This window comes from Shewanella electrodiphila (assembly GCF_023283985.1).
Lineage (GTDB): Bacteria > Pseudomonadota > Gammaproteobacteria > Enterobacterales > Shewanellaceae > Shewanella > Shewanella electrodiphila.
Window position 1 is genome coordinate 224,712 of record NZ_JAKIKU010000006.1, and the last position, 14,661, is coordinate 239,372.

13 protein-coding genes are annotated in these 14,661 nt (G+C 40.2%); 2 read left to right on the plus strand and 11 right to left on the minus strand.

What is annotated here, in order from left to right; genetic code table 11:
* Positions 1-366: 366 nt before the first annotated feature.
* Positions 367-852, minus strand: a complete 486-nt coding sequence (locus L2737_RS12930; protein WP_248955975.1) for a hypothetical protein — start codon at positions 850-852, stop codon at positions 367-369.
* A gap of 240 nt (positions 853-1,092) precedes the next feature.
* On the opposite strand from L2737_RS12930, the gene L2737_RS12935 reads away from it, so the two are divergent.
* Positions 1,093-1,641 carry a sugar O-acetyltransferase gene (locus tag L2737_RS12935; protein WP_248955976.1) on the plus strand — a complete coding sequence of 183 codons (549 nt, stop codon included), beginning with the start codon at positions 1,093-1,095 and terminating at the stop codon, positions 1,639-1,641.
* Between the two features lie 55 nt (positions 1,642-1,696).
* On the opposite strand, the gene oleD is transcribed toward L2737_RS12935, so the two are convergent.
* The 6 genes from oleD to L2737_RS12965 form a co-directional block, all read right to left on the minus strand.
* Positions 1,697-2,737, minus strand: coding sequence for a 2-alkyl-3-oxoalkanoate reductase (oleD, locus tag L2737_RS12940; protein WP_229369994.1), 1,041 nt, complete (start codon positions 2,735-2,737; stop codon positions 1,697-1,699).
* A 57-nt stretch (positions 2,738-2,794) separates the two neighbouring features.
* Positions 2,795-4,453: an olefin beta-lactone synthetase gene (gene oleC, locus L2737_RS12945; RefSeq protein ID WP_248955977.1), complete on the minus strand. Its 1,659-nt coding sequence runs from the start codon at positions 4,451-4,453 to the stop codon at positions 2,795-2,797.
* Positions 4,454-4,624: 171 nt separating this feature from the next.
* Positions 4,625-5,509, minus strand: coding sequence for an alpha/beta fold hydrolase (locus L2737_RS12950; RefSeq protein WP_248955978.1), 885 nt, complete (start codon positions 5,507-5,509; stop codon positions 4,625-4,627).
* A gap of 49 nt (positions 5,510-5,558) precedes the next feature.
* Positions 5,559-6,608, minus strand: a complete 1,050-nt coding sequence (locus L2737_RS12955) for a 3-oxoacyl-ACP synthase III (protein ID WP_102527075.1) — start codon at positions 6,606-6,608, stop codon at positions 5,559-5,561.
* Positions 6,609-6,863: 255 nt separating this feature from the next.
* Positions 6,864-8,150, minus strand: a complete 1,287-nt coding sequence (locus L2737_RS12960) for a methyltransferase (protein ID WP_248955979.1) — start codon at positions 8,148-8,150, stop codon at positions 6,864-6,866.
* Positions 8,151-8,162: 12 nt separating this feature from the next.
* On the minus strand, positions 8,163-9,338 hold the full coding sequence (locus L2737_RS12965) for a chemotaxis protein (protein WP_102527077.1): 1,176 nt from the start codon (positions 9,336-9,338) through the stop codon (positions 8,163-8,165).
* Positions 9,339-9,569: 231 nt separating this feature from the next.
* On the opposite strand from L2737_RS12965, the gene L2737_RS12970 reads away from it, so the two are divergent.
* Entirely contained in the window at positions 9,570-9,800 is a 231-nt protein-coding gene (locus L2737_RS12970; RefSeq protein ID WP_102527078.1) for a DUF1289 domain-containing protein, read from the plus strand.
* Between the two features lie 154 nt (positions 9,801-9,954).
* On the opposite strand, the gene L2737_RS12975 is transcribed toward L2737_RS12970, so the two are convergent.
* The 4 genes from L2737_RS12975 to L2737_RS12990 all read right to left on the minus strand — a co-directional run bounded on the left by L2737_RS12975 (position 9,955) and on the right by L2737_RS12990 (position 14,596).
* Complete coding sequence (locus L2737_RS12975) at positions 9,955-11,490, minus strand: M20 family peptidase (protein ID WP_102527079.1); 1,536 nt, start codon at positions 11,488-11,490, stop codon at positions 9,955-9,957.
* A 378-nt stretch (positions 11,491-11,868) separates the two neighbouring features.
* Positions 11,869-12,225, minus strand: coding sequence for a YajD family HNH nuclease (locus L2737_RS12980; protein WP_229369937.1), 357 nt, complete (start codon positions 12,223-12,225; stop codon positions 11,869-11,871).
* Positions 12,226-12,636: 411 nt separating this feature from the next.
* Positions 12,637-13,287 carry a DUF502 domain-containing protein gene (locus L2737_RS12985; RefSeq protein ID WP_229369940.1) on the minus strand — a complete coding sequence of 217 codons (651 nt, stop codon included), beginning with the start codon at positions 13,285-13,287 and terminating at the stop codon, positions 12,637-12,639.
* 160 nt (positions 13,288-13,447) lie between these two features.
* The gene (locus L2737_RS12990; protein WP_248955980.1) at positions 13,448-14,596 is read right to left on the minus strand and encodes a putative sulfate/molybdate transporter; all 1,149 of its coding nucleotides are present in this window, start codon (positions 14,594-14,596) and stop codon (positions 13,448-13,450) included.
* Positions 14,597-14,661: the final 65 nt, after the last annotated feature.

A 14,661-nucleotide genomic window follows, 5' to 3' on the forward strand; every position in this document is an offset into this window, starting at 1 on the left:
AGAAACATTTTAAATTTAGACATTATGATAAATACATGTGTGAAAGTTGTTCTTCTGTTTTCATGGTTAATCAACTTTTCCCACAAAGAATGAAGATTATTGCAAAAGTAGCCTAAACCTAATTTTATCAATTTAAAATAAATACTTTCCTGAGAACATACCGCGATATGAGTGAAAATATCACACAGCTAAATTTCCTTATGAGAAAATTGGACACTTCCTAAAATATGAATCAATGTAATACATACAACACACTTTAAACCACTAAGTTAAACACATAGTAGAAACGAAAATACTTAATATAGTAAATTTTGAACTAGCAAGCACCATATTGTCATTAAAGAGTCACAGCAGCCCTAAAGCCCATCAATCCAGCCTTTCCCAAACTTCAACCTCTGACAACACTCCAGCTTCAAAGCGCTCGGTATGCCACTCATTACCGACCAATTTATAAGAAAAGGTAAATGACTCCCCTTCTTGAACATTGAAAGAGTTTAACGATGGAAATTCGATATAATGCTGCTGAGTCAGTTGGTACTTACCTGTACCTGCAGCCCAAAACGTTTTCACGCCCGAAGAGGTTTGCATTGTGGTAAAGCTAAAATAATTCTGCGAAATCACTTTTATCGCGCTGAGGTTTAAGTCCTGATAATTGATCCACTTTCCTTTATCGTTGAGATACTGTCCAGAGCTCAGGGTCCAACTTCCAACCAGTTGATTTTGGTAATTTGCGCTTTCACTTTTAATGGCATCTTCTGAATGCTCTTCAGCACGAATGTGGGGACTGGCGACAATCATTGCCAAACTGAATATCAGTTTAACTATTAGTGTAAACCCGCGTTTAGCTGCCATTAATTTTTCCTTTATAACTAATTCAAAGGCATCATGTTAACGTTTCGCCCGCTTAGGTATAGCCGACTTAAGTCTACTGGCATTATCCTAATGCTATAGAACTGCTTAATTGTATGGAATGACAGGCAGAAAGGTTCTAAAGTTGATATTCTGCCACAATAAAATATTCGCCCTGCAGCTATAGTCGATAAGTTCATAAGTCATCGCTAAGTTCATAAAACATCGAGAATGGAGTTCACAATGACAGAAAAAGAAAAGATGCTTGCAGGTCAGTCCTATGATGCTTGGGAACCTGAGTTACTTGAATTAAGAGCCAATGCAAAGAAGCTATGCCATCAATTTAATCAGCTATGTCCATCAGAAATAGAACAGCGCACAAACGTATTAAAAGCATTAATATCACCTAAGGGAAAATGCCATATAGAAGCGAACTTCTTCTGTGATTACGGCATAAACATTGAAGTAGGCGATAATTTCTATGCAAACCACAACTTAGTCATCCTAGACGTATGTCAGGTCAAAATAGGTAACAATGTGATGTTTGGCCCCAATGTAATGTTATCTACTGCAACTCATCCTCTGGATGCCATTGCAAGGCGCACGACTGAATATGGAAAGCCGATAACGATTGGAGATGATGTGTGGTTAGGCGGCAATGTATCTATATTACCAGGAATAACCATTGGCGATAATGCCGTGATCGGCGCAGGAAGTGTAGTAACAAAAGATATTGCCGGCAATGGTGTTTTTGCCGGCAATCCTTGTAAATTTATTAAAGCGCTCACCTAAGAAAGTATTAATATTTTAGGTCAATGCGTCATTAAATCATTCTGCTCATTTTGATTTATAATGATTTTTTAAGTCGTTTCATCCCTTCATCAATATTAATTAAGGCTTGATAACCAAAATCTTGTTTCGCTGCACTAATATCAAAATAATGGCTAGTTGACAGCTGCCTTGCCACAAAACGCGTCATAATCGGTTCTTGTTGTTTGTTGAGCAAACCATAAACGGTTTCTAACACCACGCCTGCTGTATAAGCAACGCCTGCTGGCACTCGTTTTGAAACGGGGCCGATATCGACACAAGCAAGAATTTTGTTGAGCATTGAAGCCATTGTAATTGGCTCATCATTACTTAAAAAATAGGCCTTACCTGCGGCATTTGAAGCAGCATTTAAATCATTCGCGGCCAAAATGTGGGCATAAGCGGCGTTATCAACGTAAATGGTATCAACCAATTTATCCTGTTTACCGACTAGTTTAAGCTTACCCATTTGAGCTCGCGCGATGACACGTGGCACAAGATGAGGATCTTCTGGGCCCCATATCAAATGAGGTCTTAATGCTGTGGTCTTAAACTCAGTATTATTAGCGTCTAACACCATTTTTTCAGCTATGGCTTTTGAGTGACCGTAATAATTCAAATAGGATTTGGCATAAGGGGCTGATTCATCAATACCTGACTCATCTTCACCTGCAAAGGTCACACTTGGGGTGCTGGTATAAACTAAGCGCTTAATATTTAATGCCTTACAAGCGCGAATAATATTGGCAGTACCATTTACGTTTGGCTCAAAATAGCTGTCTCTGCTGCCCCAAACACCAGCTTTTGAAGCAACATGAAATACTAAGTCGCAATCTTGCATTGCAGACAATACACTTTCATAGTCAGCTATATCCCCTTGAAACATGGTTACGCCCATGTCAGTTAACGCGGGATAGTCACCGCGGGCAAAACCCACAACTTCGATTTGTGCGGCACGTAATCTTTTACAAATGGTTTTACCTAAAAAACCACCAGCACCGGTCACAAAAACCCGTTTAGCTGATGCTTTAAGCGCTGTTAACGCTTGTTGTTCTTGTACTAATAAGTCATCAAACATTAATGGGCTCTTTTGATTTTTATCTGAAGATAAAGACGGTTGATTAACACTCACAAGTTATTCCTTCCATTGCTTTTGTGCCCAGACACTGAGCTTTTCACGGAATATTTTTGCGTTATGACGCACATCAACCGGAAAGTCAGGATGAATAAGGAAGCGATGAATTCCTGTTGTATGAGGGTATTTTTCAGCGATATCAAGCAACTCTTGATAGAGTAGTTTACTGGTTGAGCAGACAATCCCTTTATCAAGTTCAACACATAATAACGGCACAGTGGCGCCATTAACTTCAATAGCAACCAGTGCAGAGCGTTTGACTTGTTGATGAGTGTTAAACACTCGCTCACAAGGAATCGAAAAATAACGTTTATTGCTATCTACCCGATGGGCTTTACGGCCACACATCCATAAATGACCTGCATCATCAAGATAACCTACATCACCCATTCGGTGACGAACAATATCACCATCGGCAATTTTAGCCGAAGCTGTTGCTGCGTCTCGCTGGTAATAACTCTCACTGACCATTGGGCCTTTTACGACTATCTCACCGATTTCACCACTGTTCAGGGGTAATGATTCATCCCACTGACTGATCACATCTTCGGTAATATCGATAATGGCAATATCAACACCATCTATTGGCTTGCCAACACAAATCCCTTTACCTTTATCAGTGGACTCAGTGGTATCAAATAACGCTGAGCTCGGCATCATACTGATAGGTAAAGACTCAGTCGCGCCATAAGAGTTTAACACTTCAACGCCTTCAGATAACATCTGACTGAATCGTTTAATGGATGAAATTGTCGCTGGCGCGCCGGCTGAAATAACTCGCTTAACACTCGGTAACTTATGCTCTTTTTGCTCCCCCGCTTGACCTAATCGTTCTAGTAAAGCTGGGTTAACAAACATATTTGAGCATTGATACTTTTCAATCGCAGCAAAAAGATAATCAGGGTTAGCCGTTATCGGTTTACTGGCATCCATGGCAGGTACAATAGACGCCATACCAAGTGCTGGCCCAAATAACGAAAATAATGGGAAGGTCGCTAAATCTCGCTCGCCAGGTTTAATGCCATAATCATGCTTTAATGCCTGAATTTGCGCCTCAAACATTGCATGGCTGTACACCACACCTTTAGGCGTACCAGTGCTGCCACTGGTAAATAATATCGCCGCCATTTGGCTGTTATCAAGAAGCTGTATTGGATATGGCGTATTAAGCTCGGCTTTAGGCAAGCTATCAATATTTTTTGCCCCAGCCAACCAGCGCTCTAGTCCACTGCCACCAACATTCAAACAATGCTTTACAGAAGGCTTACCCCAACCTAATACTCTACGGGCAATATTCGCTTTCGAAATACCAATAAAAACGTCGGGCTTGGCTTCTTCAAAGCATTGCTTTAAGTTCTTAACCCCCATTCCAGGGTCCACCAAAATCGGGATAATCCCTGCTTTAAATAGCGCAAAAGTAAGCACAAAAAAATCGATACTCGGTGTCACCATCAATACCGCTTTCATCCCCGCTTGAATCCCAGCAGCATTTAGCCGATAGGCCATATCGTCAGAGTCAGCATCTAAGGCTTTAAAGTCAATTTCTTGATATGAAAGTGAACCGGATTGAGCCGTTTGTACAGCAACAGCAAGTTCAGTGGGAATGTGTTTCGCAGCATGAGATAAATGCTGGCAGATATTGGCTGTATTTATAGTCATAAGCTCACTGTCATGAATACGATTTAAGGTTCACTTTTATAACATTATCATTGTTAACTGATTCATTGCTTAAGTATCACTGTATTAAGAGTAATGACTTTCTAAGTTCAGCTAACGCTATAAAGTAAAAAGGCATCATTACGATGCCCTTACTTTATTCACTCTGACAAGTTAAGCCTTTGGCTGCTCTGCCATAAAGTGCTGAATAAGCCCAATCACATCTTCAGCCGCATCTTCCAGAATATAATGACCACAATCATCAAACTCTCGCACCTGCGCATGAGGCATATGTTGACGCCACTTGTCTAAAAAGTGCTTATCAAAAACAAAATCCTGAAGTCCCCAACAAATTAAGGTCGGTACATCAGAAAACTTAGTTAAGCTGTCACTGATGTCAGACACTAACTGGTAATTACGGTCTTCAGGCTTTAATGGAATATCCTGTACAAAACGTAATGTTGAAATACGGTTTTTCCAGTTATTAAACGGCGCAACATAGGCTTCACGCACTTCTTTTGACATCGGTTTACGCTTAACACCCACATAAGAGGCAATGGATGAAAAAGCATTAAAGCCTCTTACCAAAAATGTACCTAATATCGTTTCACGGCAAACCCATAATGCCCAAGGAAAAGGCTTGGTTTCAGGTAAATGAAACGCTGCAGTATTTAAAAAGACTAAACGTTTAATTCTTTCAGGGTAACGAGCTGCGTAACCCATACCAATCATGCCACCCCAATCGTGCACGACTAGGGTAATGTTTTCTTTCACATCAAGACTATCAAGCAAGGCTTCTAGATCATCAATACGATTTTTTAAGGTGTAATCATATTGTGGATCGTCAGGCTTATCTGATAAACCACAACCAATGTGATCAGGTACAATACACTGATGAGTTGGGCTTAATGCCGTTACTAAGTTACGGTAGTAATAACTCCAACTAGGATTACCATGAACCATAACAACTGGCTCACCTTGACCTTCGTTGACGTAATGTAATTTATTACCATTTCGGTCTAAATAATGGCTGTCAAAAGGCAACAGATTTTCTAACATGATGCTTCCTAATAATTCTTATAATATTGTTAAATAACCAGTTAGATGATTACCACTTGATGCCGAGCATCATACAGTTCAATCCACTGCCTATTCCTAGAAAGCTCACTTGATCGCCGAGTTTCAAGAACCCTTGATCATGGGCAATCGCTGCGGTCACAGGTAAAGACACTGTGCCCATATTGCCGAGCGTTTCATAGGTAGGAAATTCTTTTTCATGAGAAATGTTGAGTGCATTTAAAACTTGCTTGCGATTAGATGCGCCAACCTGGTGACAAATCACTTTATCAACTTGTTCTACAACCCAATCACGTTGAGTCAAGAAGTGCTCCCAAGTATGCTTAGCTAAATCAACACCCTCTTTGAGCAGTGTGACGGCATCAGTGCGCATAAACTCACGATATAGCTTCTGGCTCGTTTCCTGAAGGCCCCATTGACATAACTCATGGTGCTCAGGAGCAGATAAATGACTCGCCCCTAACAGTTGATGCTGTCGGGTATTTTTAAGCGGTAAGCTGCCATCGGTTAAAATAACCGCAACAGCACCGGAGCCACCAGTTAGCGTCGCCAATGATTGAGCAAAGTTTTGCATCGTCGGCTCATTCAACATATTGTCGATAGTGACTTCAACGATATCGCGGGCAGATTCACACGAAACCACCATGCCAGCTTTGATTTGTCCTAACTCAATGCGGTTAGCAATATCTAAAATGCCTGATAGCACGCCAAGACATGCGTTACTGATATCGTAAATCGCAGTATCTTTTGAAACACCTAGCTCAGCCGCAACACGACAAGCCGTAGCAGGTTCATGTTGGTCGCGACAGACACCGGTGTAAACCACAGCACCTAAATCACTAACACTGATACCTGTTTCATCTACAGCTTTACGCGCTGCACATAATGCGCCGTCAGATAATCGATAGCCTTTTGGCCACCAACGACGTTCTTTGATACCAGTTAATGCAGCTAATTGCCCCATTGGAATACGAAACTTTTGATAAAGCGGCGCAAGACGAGATTCTAGGTCTAGGCTAGACACCACTTGGGGTGCTAACTCATAAGCCATACTATTAATAAAAACGCGGGAATATTTCATGAAACCGTATCAATCGCTCACTTTAAGGTCGCTTACAGCAACCATATTTATTGGTATTTGTTATTAACCCGCCATTTGAGCAAGAAAAACCCAAATATTCAATATAAAACCACTTTTAGTCGTAGATAAATCTACCTACGCCACAGTTTATGGCAGTTAATTTTGTGATGGCATGAGTTTGTTTAAGTCTTAAGCTAGCAATTTAAAACTATATAACAGCAAGTTAGCTAACTATTCGAACAAACAAAAAATCAATTATCGCTTTTTAGCCTGAATAAGGCTATTTCTTGGAGTAATACTGTTCGAACAAAATTCAAGCACATCCACTTGGTAGTTATGTTGTTCTAAAAAACACATTCTATCTAAAATTAACCACTGTTCTAAAACGCGTCTAAACAGGTGTGCGACCAAATCAATTCTCTGTGTCAGTCTTTGTCTTTGCTTACCGATTTCTAAATAGTGTTCAATATCTGCAACCGAGGTTATATCGACCTGTTTTTGTACAGCTGCCCAATGACAGAAGTCCACAAAACGACCTGAAAGCTGACTACGTTTAATGCTTGGGATAGGTAAGTAGCATTTATTACCTGATGCGGCTCTTTGCAGGCTATCAAAGCCCAAACGCCAAGCAACTTCTTGATGCCTTAACGTTAACTGCCTTTCATTGGCGATAACGCTTTGCTGCAGAGGCAACTGCAAATCATGGCGAGAAAGCGTAAAACCCACTTGCTTAGCCACATCAGAAAGTGGCTGATATTGCTGCGCTTCAATTAAATGATAACAACAAGGTGAAAATGAAATGGCTTGTGTAGATGACTGAACGGCCAAATCAATTAACCTCACATGTAAATCACCGCATGCATGCAGTGCAATGGCATGTTGCTCAGCCTTTAAAGGATTCTCTGATAACTTAAATACATCGGTGCAACGAAACTGCTGTTGTAATTGCCAATGTTGAGCAAACTCATGACCTTGATCGCACAAGTTCTGTTGCCACTCTAAACTGGTCACCGGCAAGTTACGGCTTTTGGCGAGATAACGCCCTAAATGTCCTTTACCTGCACACCACTCTACAATCGGTAGGCGATCATTTGGAACATGTGCTGCAAACTGAGTGATCTGTTGCCATTTACGGCCTTTAATATGGGCACTAAAATGACTCAGCTCTGTTTCAGTAAGTTGTAAGTCAATCGGCTGATGGCTCGATGTCTCGCTTTGATTAGTATTATCGATACAACTAGCCGTAATGCCTTCAGTCAACAACGCGGCAAGCTCTTGTTCACTCCATTTAAAACAAGAGTTTGACGATAAATCTTCTATTAGACTCGGCAGTAAATAATTAACTAAGTTTTGTTGCTCAAGATCTAGTGTCTCAATATCAGCGTCATCTATTTGCCATACCGTTTTTGCTAACTTCGGAAACGCTTGTTGCCAAGGCAAAACCTCGCATTCAAACGCTTTTACTTGCCACAGAGCCTTGAGTGACGATAGACATTCACTGATCTGCGCAAGTTTAAGCTTGTTAGCTGAACGAATAGACAATACTGAACCCTTTTATGCTTGTTTTTTTACAGCCATTCGTTTGCCTAACCAGACACCGAATCCTAATGGCGCAAAAAATACCGCGATTAAGAACAAAATGAAATACAAAATCAAACTTTTAAGAGTTTCAGTGATTTGCTTAAACACTTGCTCAACTGTTTTCTGGGTCAAGTCATCAATATCTTGCACTGCAGCAATCCGTTCTCTGGTGACCATTTCGACTAAAGCTTCACGCTCATTAGTCAGTAGCAGAGTTAAGGTTTCACGCTCTTTACTGAGTTGCTGTATTTTATCATCGGTTAACTCACTTAACTCTGCCAGTAAAGGGCTAAGTTCAGTGCGCATATCCGTCGCCAACATAGTCATCATCTCAGGCGTTTGCTCCATTAACGCTTGAAATTTAACAGTAGTCTCACTGATATTTTTAAGGGCTTGTTCTACATCTGCTGCATTTACATCAGCATGCAAAGCATACAGCTCCGCTTTCCAGCCTAGAATTTTAGGCATTTGCTGAGTCGTCATGGCCATTCTATCGGACATATCACTCATCACTTCAGGCATCGAACCAAAAGTGGTTATGGCTTCAAATTCAGAAATATTGCTATAAGTTAACCAATCTTGAAAAGCAGAAGAACGGCTAAAACTGATATCTTTAATTGGATTATCAGCAACATATTGTTTTACAAATGCTTGATGCTTTCTAAAACTGCTTGGATCAACAAAGCCTTTTACGGTTTTAGCAAATTTAGTCGACAGCATCTGGCTAGCTTCAATGGCGATTGATTGTTGCTGTCCAAATACATCGCTACCTGCGCCGTCAGAAAAGTATTGATTCATCTGCTCGGTAAACACCCATGTATCTACCATTGCGGCAACTGGAGATGCTTGAAAAATAGCACGCTGAAGGTTTTGCTCAGAGTAAATTTTCCACATCAAAGTATTTGATTTTATAGCAACATCGTCAGTGCCATTAGCAATCAAATCGGCACTCGCCTCTACCTGAGTATAGAAACTATAACTAAACTCTCGGCTAAACATTCTCATGTTAATTTGCTCTTTAGGAAGCGGCTCTACGCCACTTTCAAGCTTAACTTCAAGTAATGAACAACCTGTCATTAACACTAAGCTTAAACTCATCAACAACATAAAAGAGCCACGTTTTACTGCTGAACATAGCGATGATTTCATGGTATTCTCCACACCAATTCTTAGCAATTTAGTTATTCCAAGCTAACAATAATTAGTCTAATGCGTTTACATCAAACACAATAATTAGACAAGCGAGCATTAAAAGTAACTAACTGATATATAATACATTTAATTCACACGAGACTAATTTTTATGACGTTTAGTGTCTAGTGTTATTCATAAATATATCAGCGTAATTGCGCCTTTAACTGTTAATTATAGGATGTTTATATGCACTCACCATGTGTTGCCAAGTGCGGGCTGAACGATGATGATTTTTGTATGGGGTGTTTTAGACACATCAATGAAATTGTTGGCTGGGGACAAGCCAGTGAAGAGAAAAAACAAGCTGTATGGCAACAACTACCACAGCGAAAAGAGCAAATGAAAGGTGGTAATAATAGCCAGATCATTAGCCGTGATAAGTGGATAAAAGCCCAGACTGAAATTGAACAAGCTTAAAGATAGAATAACGAACAGATTTAAATAGTGAACGGTTAGATTAATAAAAAGTTTAGCTAATTATTGTCATGTTTACCTTTTACTCATAACTAAACGTTAGATATGTAAAAAAAGAGCATGAATCAACATTAATTGCTCATGCTCTTTTAAATGACTATTTATTTTTTAACTGTTCTAAGTTATTAAATAACGTATAGAAAAAACCAATTGAGCGACCGTATTCTTTAACTAAAATACGCTCATTAACGCCATGAAAGCCTTTAAACTCTTCAGTATTTTCTAATTGAATCGCTGTCATAGTATATACATCAGGTGCAAAGCTTCTGGCTTGAAAATGTTTAGAATCAGATCCACCGACCACAAAAAATGGTGACACGATTAAGTCATTCCCCCAAGTTTGGCGAATGGTTTTTTCCAGCATTTTGTAACCAGGGCCACCTGCATTGGCAACATTGGTAGCAGGTGTTGACGCTGAAATATCTTTAATTTCAATGCGTTCGTCTGCTATTGCTTTTTTCACATGAGCAATAATAACTTCTGGAGTATCACCCGGCATTGGTCTGAAATTGACTATAGCTGCAGCTGTTGGTGGCAATACATTATCCTTAATCCCTGCATTAAACATAGTAACTGCAATGGTGGTGTGGATCATGGCTCGTGTCAGTTCATTCTTTGACATTAGGTCAATGAATTCTTGCTCCAACGGGGTAACTTCGCCATCTTTACCAAATGCTACAGCCGAGTATAAAGGCTGATTCGCTTTATCTAATTCAGGTCCCATATAGCGGTACTGAGCCCGCACAGCAGGGTGAATTCGGTAAGGGAATTGGGCTTTCTCTAATTTGGTTATCGCTTCAGCGACAATACCAATATTTGACTCCTCTGGTGGCATTGATGAATGTCCACCAATACCATTAATCGACAATTCTAGACTTATGAAGCCTTTCTGTGCAATTCCAATAAGTGCGGTATTTTCTTTAATCCCAGGGAAAATACCCGGTGTAATTGGTGCAGATTCATCCATTACGAATGCAAATCTTTCAATACCACGTTTTTCTAAAACATCGGCAATGTACCTAGCACCTTCAGGCCCGCCTACTTCTTCATCTTGTCCAAATACAAAATATAACGTGCGTGATGGCTGCCAACCTTCTGTTATCTTCATTTCAGCGGCTTCTAAAATGGCATGGATCTGGTTTTTATCATCTAATGATCCCCTTCCCCAAATGTAGCCATCTTTAATGGTGCCGGCAAAAGGATCGGCTTTCCATTGATCTCTTGAATCGGCAGGTACAGGTACTACATCTTGATGAGCATAAAAAAGCGCCGGTTGTAATGTTGGGTCTGTGCCTTCCCATGTATAGAGCAAACTGTAAGGTCGAGGATCTCCTAACACTTCCTTTTTCAATTTTGCATGTACCTTAGGATAACTTTTCTCGAGGTACGCGTGATAATCGGTAAAAGCTTTGGCATCAAAATCGTTTCGATCTTGATTAGAAATGGTTTTAAAGGTGACCGCCTTTGATAAACGTTTTGCAGCACCATCGAGGTCGACTTTGACCTCAACTTTTTCAACATTTTTCATCTGCATTGATGAAAATTCTTGTTCGCTAGCTGCGCACACTGAAACTCCAGCGCTCAAGGCGATTGCTGAAATAAGCCCAGTAAAAATTTTAGTATAACTAAACATGCATATTCCCTTATAAGTTGAGTAGTAAGTCCATATTTTTCTGATCAGTTTGCGATGTCCAAATATATTGCTTTCAACAATTATCGCGATAGCCAGTGAAACCATAATGACGCACTAGACACTACAAATATAGTCAAAATTTAACCATAAGTCTGACATTTACTTATCAAGCGGCCTGTTGGTTAAATCCTTTTCAAATAATCACCATTAACATGGTTAAGCCACGATTATGATGCAATAGCTGAGTTAATCCAATTCAACCATTTATTCGTTAATTCAACATCTTGGATGAATAAGTTCACAAATCAGCTTCGCAATAAAATGCAAAAAAAAGCCCATATAAATATGAGCTTTCTATTTAAATATGAGCAAACAATACTACTTTTTCATCATTGCTTTTAAATCAGCAAACGGATTATATGTCGCCGCTTCTTGTTTAACTTCGGTAGTGCTGCCGTAACGGATCAACTCTTCAAAACGAGAATGTTCATTATCGTGGCAATACAAACACAATAACTCCCAATTAGAACCATCTGATGGATTGTTATCATGGTTGTGATCCACATGATGAACTGTCAGCTCTGATAAATTTTTGTGGGTGAACTCACGGGTACAGCGGCCACACACCCAAGGATACAGTTTTAACGCTTGCTCGCGGTATCCCTTTTCACGGCTGGCTTTATAGTCTCTTGCTTCCGCTAATACTTTATCTAATTTACTTTGTGTGCCCGACATCGACTTTCCAACTTTGGTTGATGAAACATTGATTGATGAAACATGGGTTGATGAAACAACATTGATTAGTTCTAAAACATTACCCCAAGAATAATCTCAGTTATCACTCGGGGCAATGTTTTCTATCACAAACTGAATTTAATGATGACTGACAAACAAAATGGCCAACATTTTCTTTCAAGCTGAACGAGATTGAGTTAATGAAAATAAAATGACACTTATTAGTGCGGTTTATTTTTGAAACCGATTATTGCTTATTTGACGATATTTTTGTTCAAAAAACACAGCCACCCATAATGGATAAAAGCCTGTAGAGGCGCATTAACATTAATGACAAAGGGTAATACTTTAATCATTAATGCTATAAATTATGAATATTGTCACAAGCTGATGATGACAAAAAATAAGTGGTTATTGCGGTTTATCTGCAGGGGCATCTTGTTCAGAATTAGCCGTTTTAATGGCTTTTTTGTCATTCACAGCCGTTATCGATTTAGCGGAAATCCCTGCTGTTAAATTAAAACGCATCGCATCTTCAAAAGACCAATCCACTTCAATTAAATCTTCACGTTTTACTAAACTAGTGACACCGGCCATTTGGTAACTTAACTGGAATAAAACTGGCACCCATTCCCCTTCAGGTAGCGCATCAGTCAATGGTTTTGGCGCTGTTTGATTCATAATAAAGCCAACGACATAGCCACCATTTGCTTGTTTAATTAATACCGTCTTTTGGTTTTTCGGTTTTCCGTCGCGTTTCATCAAACCTGCAATATCTCGGATACTGCCATATACAGATTTAAACAAAGGAAACTTCATTAACTGCTGTTCAAGCCAGCCGTAAAGCCAAGCGAATGGGCTAAAAGAAAACAGCAGACCTGAAATAAACACTAACACCGCAACTAAGATAAACCCCGCACCGACAAAAGTGTTATCAAGCTCAACAATATCCAGTAGTAAATGGCCTAAACCATCTAACGAAATGAATAGCGACCAAAATAGCCAAAGGCTTAACACCATAGGAAGTAAATTGGTCAAGCCACGGGACAGGGTATTTTTCATTTAGCTCACGGAAAAGAAGAATCAAGACGAAAATGTTAACACAGTTTGCTCATTAGTCACTTCGCATATACCCCATGACTAATTAAGCAAACATGACATTGTGATCACTGTCACGCACAGAACCTACTAAGCGGCTGAACTGCTAAGCCAATAAGCAACGTCATTTTGTCTTTGGCGTGGATAGTGATTGCCATTGGTGACGTCCTAGCTCTAATACGACACCAACTGCTAAACCTGCTGCTGTATTAATCGCAAGGCAAGCTAATGCAGTGGTAAAAATTACGAATATACAAAATGGTTTGCCATCAATGAATCGTTTAGACCAGGCTAATTGGGTGCCAGCAATTGCAAGTAAGCTACCAAGCACAGCAAGTGGGATTAACGAAAGAACAGTGGCAATCCCCTGCCCCCAAAAAATAGCTATCAGCACACAAGTGGCGCCAAATATTGCTGGTGCTAACCAGGTACGCGCACCAAAATGATACTGAACAGCTAACCCGCCAGCGCCATGGCACATTGCTGCACCGCCAAATGGCGCCATTAATAAATTGGTCCAACCCGAGCTTTTTGCAAAAGCTTGTGGGGTAAACTTATCGCTATCTTCAGGAAATTTATCTTTTGCCATTGCAGAAATCGCAATCACCGCATTAGTTAAGGTGAGTGCTAATTGCGGCAAGACCAATAGTACAGCTGCCGAGCTCCATTCATAGCTCTCTGGCCAGCTAAACTGCCAAGGCGCGGCTTGCGCAAAATTAAAACTAGGGGCACTTTGACTCAGATACTGCCAAACTATGCCAAAAAAGATAACCAAGGGCATGACAATGTATTGCATTGGCATAAATCGACTTAAAAATAATGCCGCGAAAGCAAGTAAGCCTACGCCCCAAGTTTCACTCATCATAAAGCCACCCATCCACATTAACTGAATGCCAATAGCTAATTGGATGCCAATACTAATCGCGGGTGATAGTTGCTTTGCCATCCATTGAATGATGCCACTGTATGCCAATATCAGTAATATGACGCCCATTAACATTGCCGAAGCTTGTAACATCCCAGGCGTCAGGCCTTCAGCAATGACCAGCGCACTGATGACTTTCATCGGCTGGGTTGGAATAGGCCTTCGATAATAAAATGCGCTAAAAAGCGCAAAAAAGCCAAAGCCAAGAAATATGCCTTGGGGTGAGAATTGATTAAGCGCAATCAGGCCTAATACAAGTGGAAGGAAGGTACCTAAGTCAGCGAATGCACCGCTTAACTCTCCTGAAAGTTTGTTGACGTTATTTAAGCTATGGGTCTTACATCTCATATATCTTGCCGCAGGGATTGGATATATAAAGATAGCAATTTAAATGCCAATTATTTCTGTGATCG

Coding starts and splice junctions, on each gene's coding strand:
- L2737_RS12930 (WP_248955975.1), bottom strand. CDS start 852: ATGGCAGCTAAACGCGGGTTTACACTAATAGTTAAACTGATATTCAGT.
- L2737_RS12935 (WP_248955976.1), top strand. CDS start 1,093: ATGACAGAAAAAGAAAAGATGCTTGCAGGTCAGTCCTATGATGCTTGG.
- oleD (WP_229369994.1), bottom strand. CDS start 2,737: ATGTTTGATGACTTATTAGTACAAGAACAACAAGCGTTAACAGCGCTT.
- oleC (WP_248955977.1), bottom strand. CDS start 4,453: ATGACTATAAATACAGCCAATATCTGCCAGCATTTATCTCATGCTGCG.
- L2737_RS12950 (WP_248955978.1), bottom strand. CDS start 5,509: ATGTTAGAAAATCTGTTGCCTTTTGACAGCCATTATTTAGACCGAAAT.
- L2737_RS12955 (WP_102527075.1), bottom strand. CDS start 6,608: ATGAAATATTCCCGCGTTTTTATTAATAGTATGGCTTATGAGTTAGCA.
- L2737_RS12965 (WP_102527077.1), bottom strand. CDS start 9,338: ATGAAATCATCGCTATGTTCAGCAGTAAAACGTGGCTCTTTTATGTTG.
- L2737_RS12970 (WP_102527078.1), top strand. CDS start 9,570: ATGCACTCACCATGTGTTGCCAAGTGCGGGCTGAACGATGATGATTTT.
- L2737_RS12975 (WP_102527079.1), bottom strand. CDS start 11,490: ATGTTTAGTTATACTAAAATTTTTACTGGGCTTATTTCAGCAATCGCC.
- L2737_RS12980 (WP_229369937.1), bottom strand. CDS start 12,225: ATGTCGGGCACACAAAGTAAATTAGATAAAGTATTAGCGGAAGCAAGA.
- L2737_RS12985 (WP_229369940.1), bottom strand. CDS start 13,287: ATGAAAAATACCCTGTCCCGTGGCTTGACCAATTTACTTCCTATGGTG.
- L2737_RS12990 (WP_248955980.1), bottom strand. CDS start 14,596: ATGAGATGTAAGACCCATAGCTTAAATAACGTCAACAAACTTTCAGGA.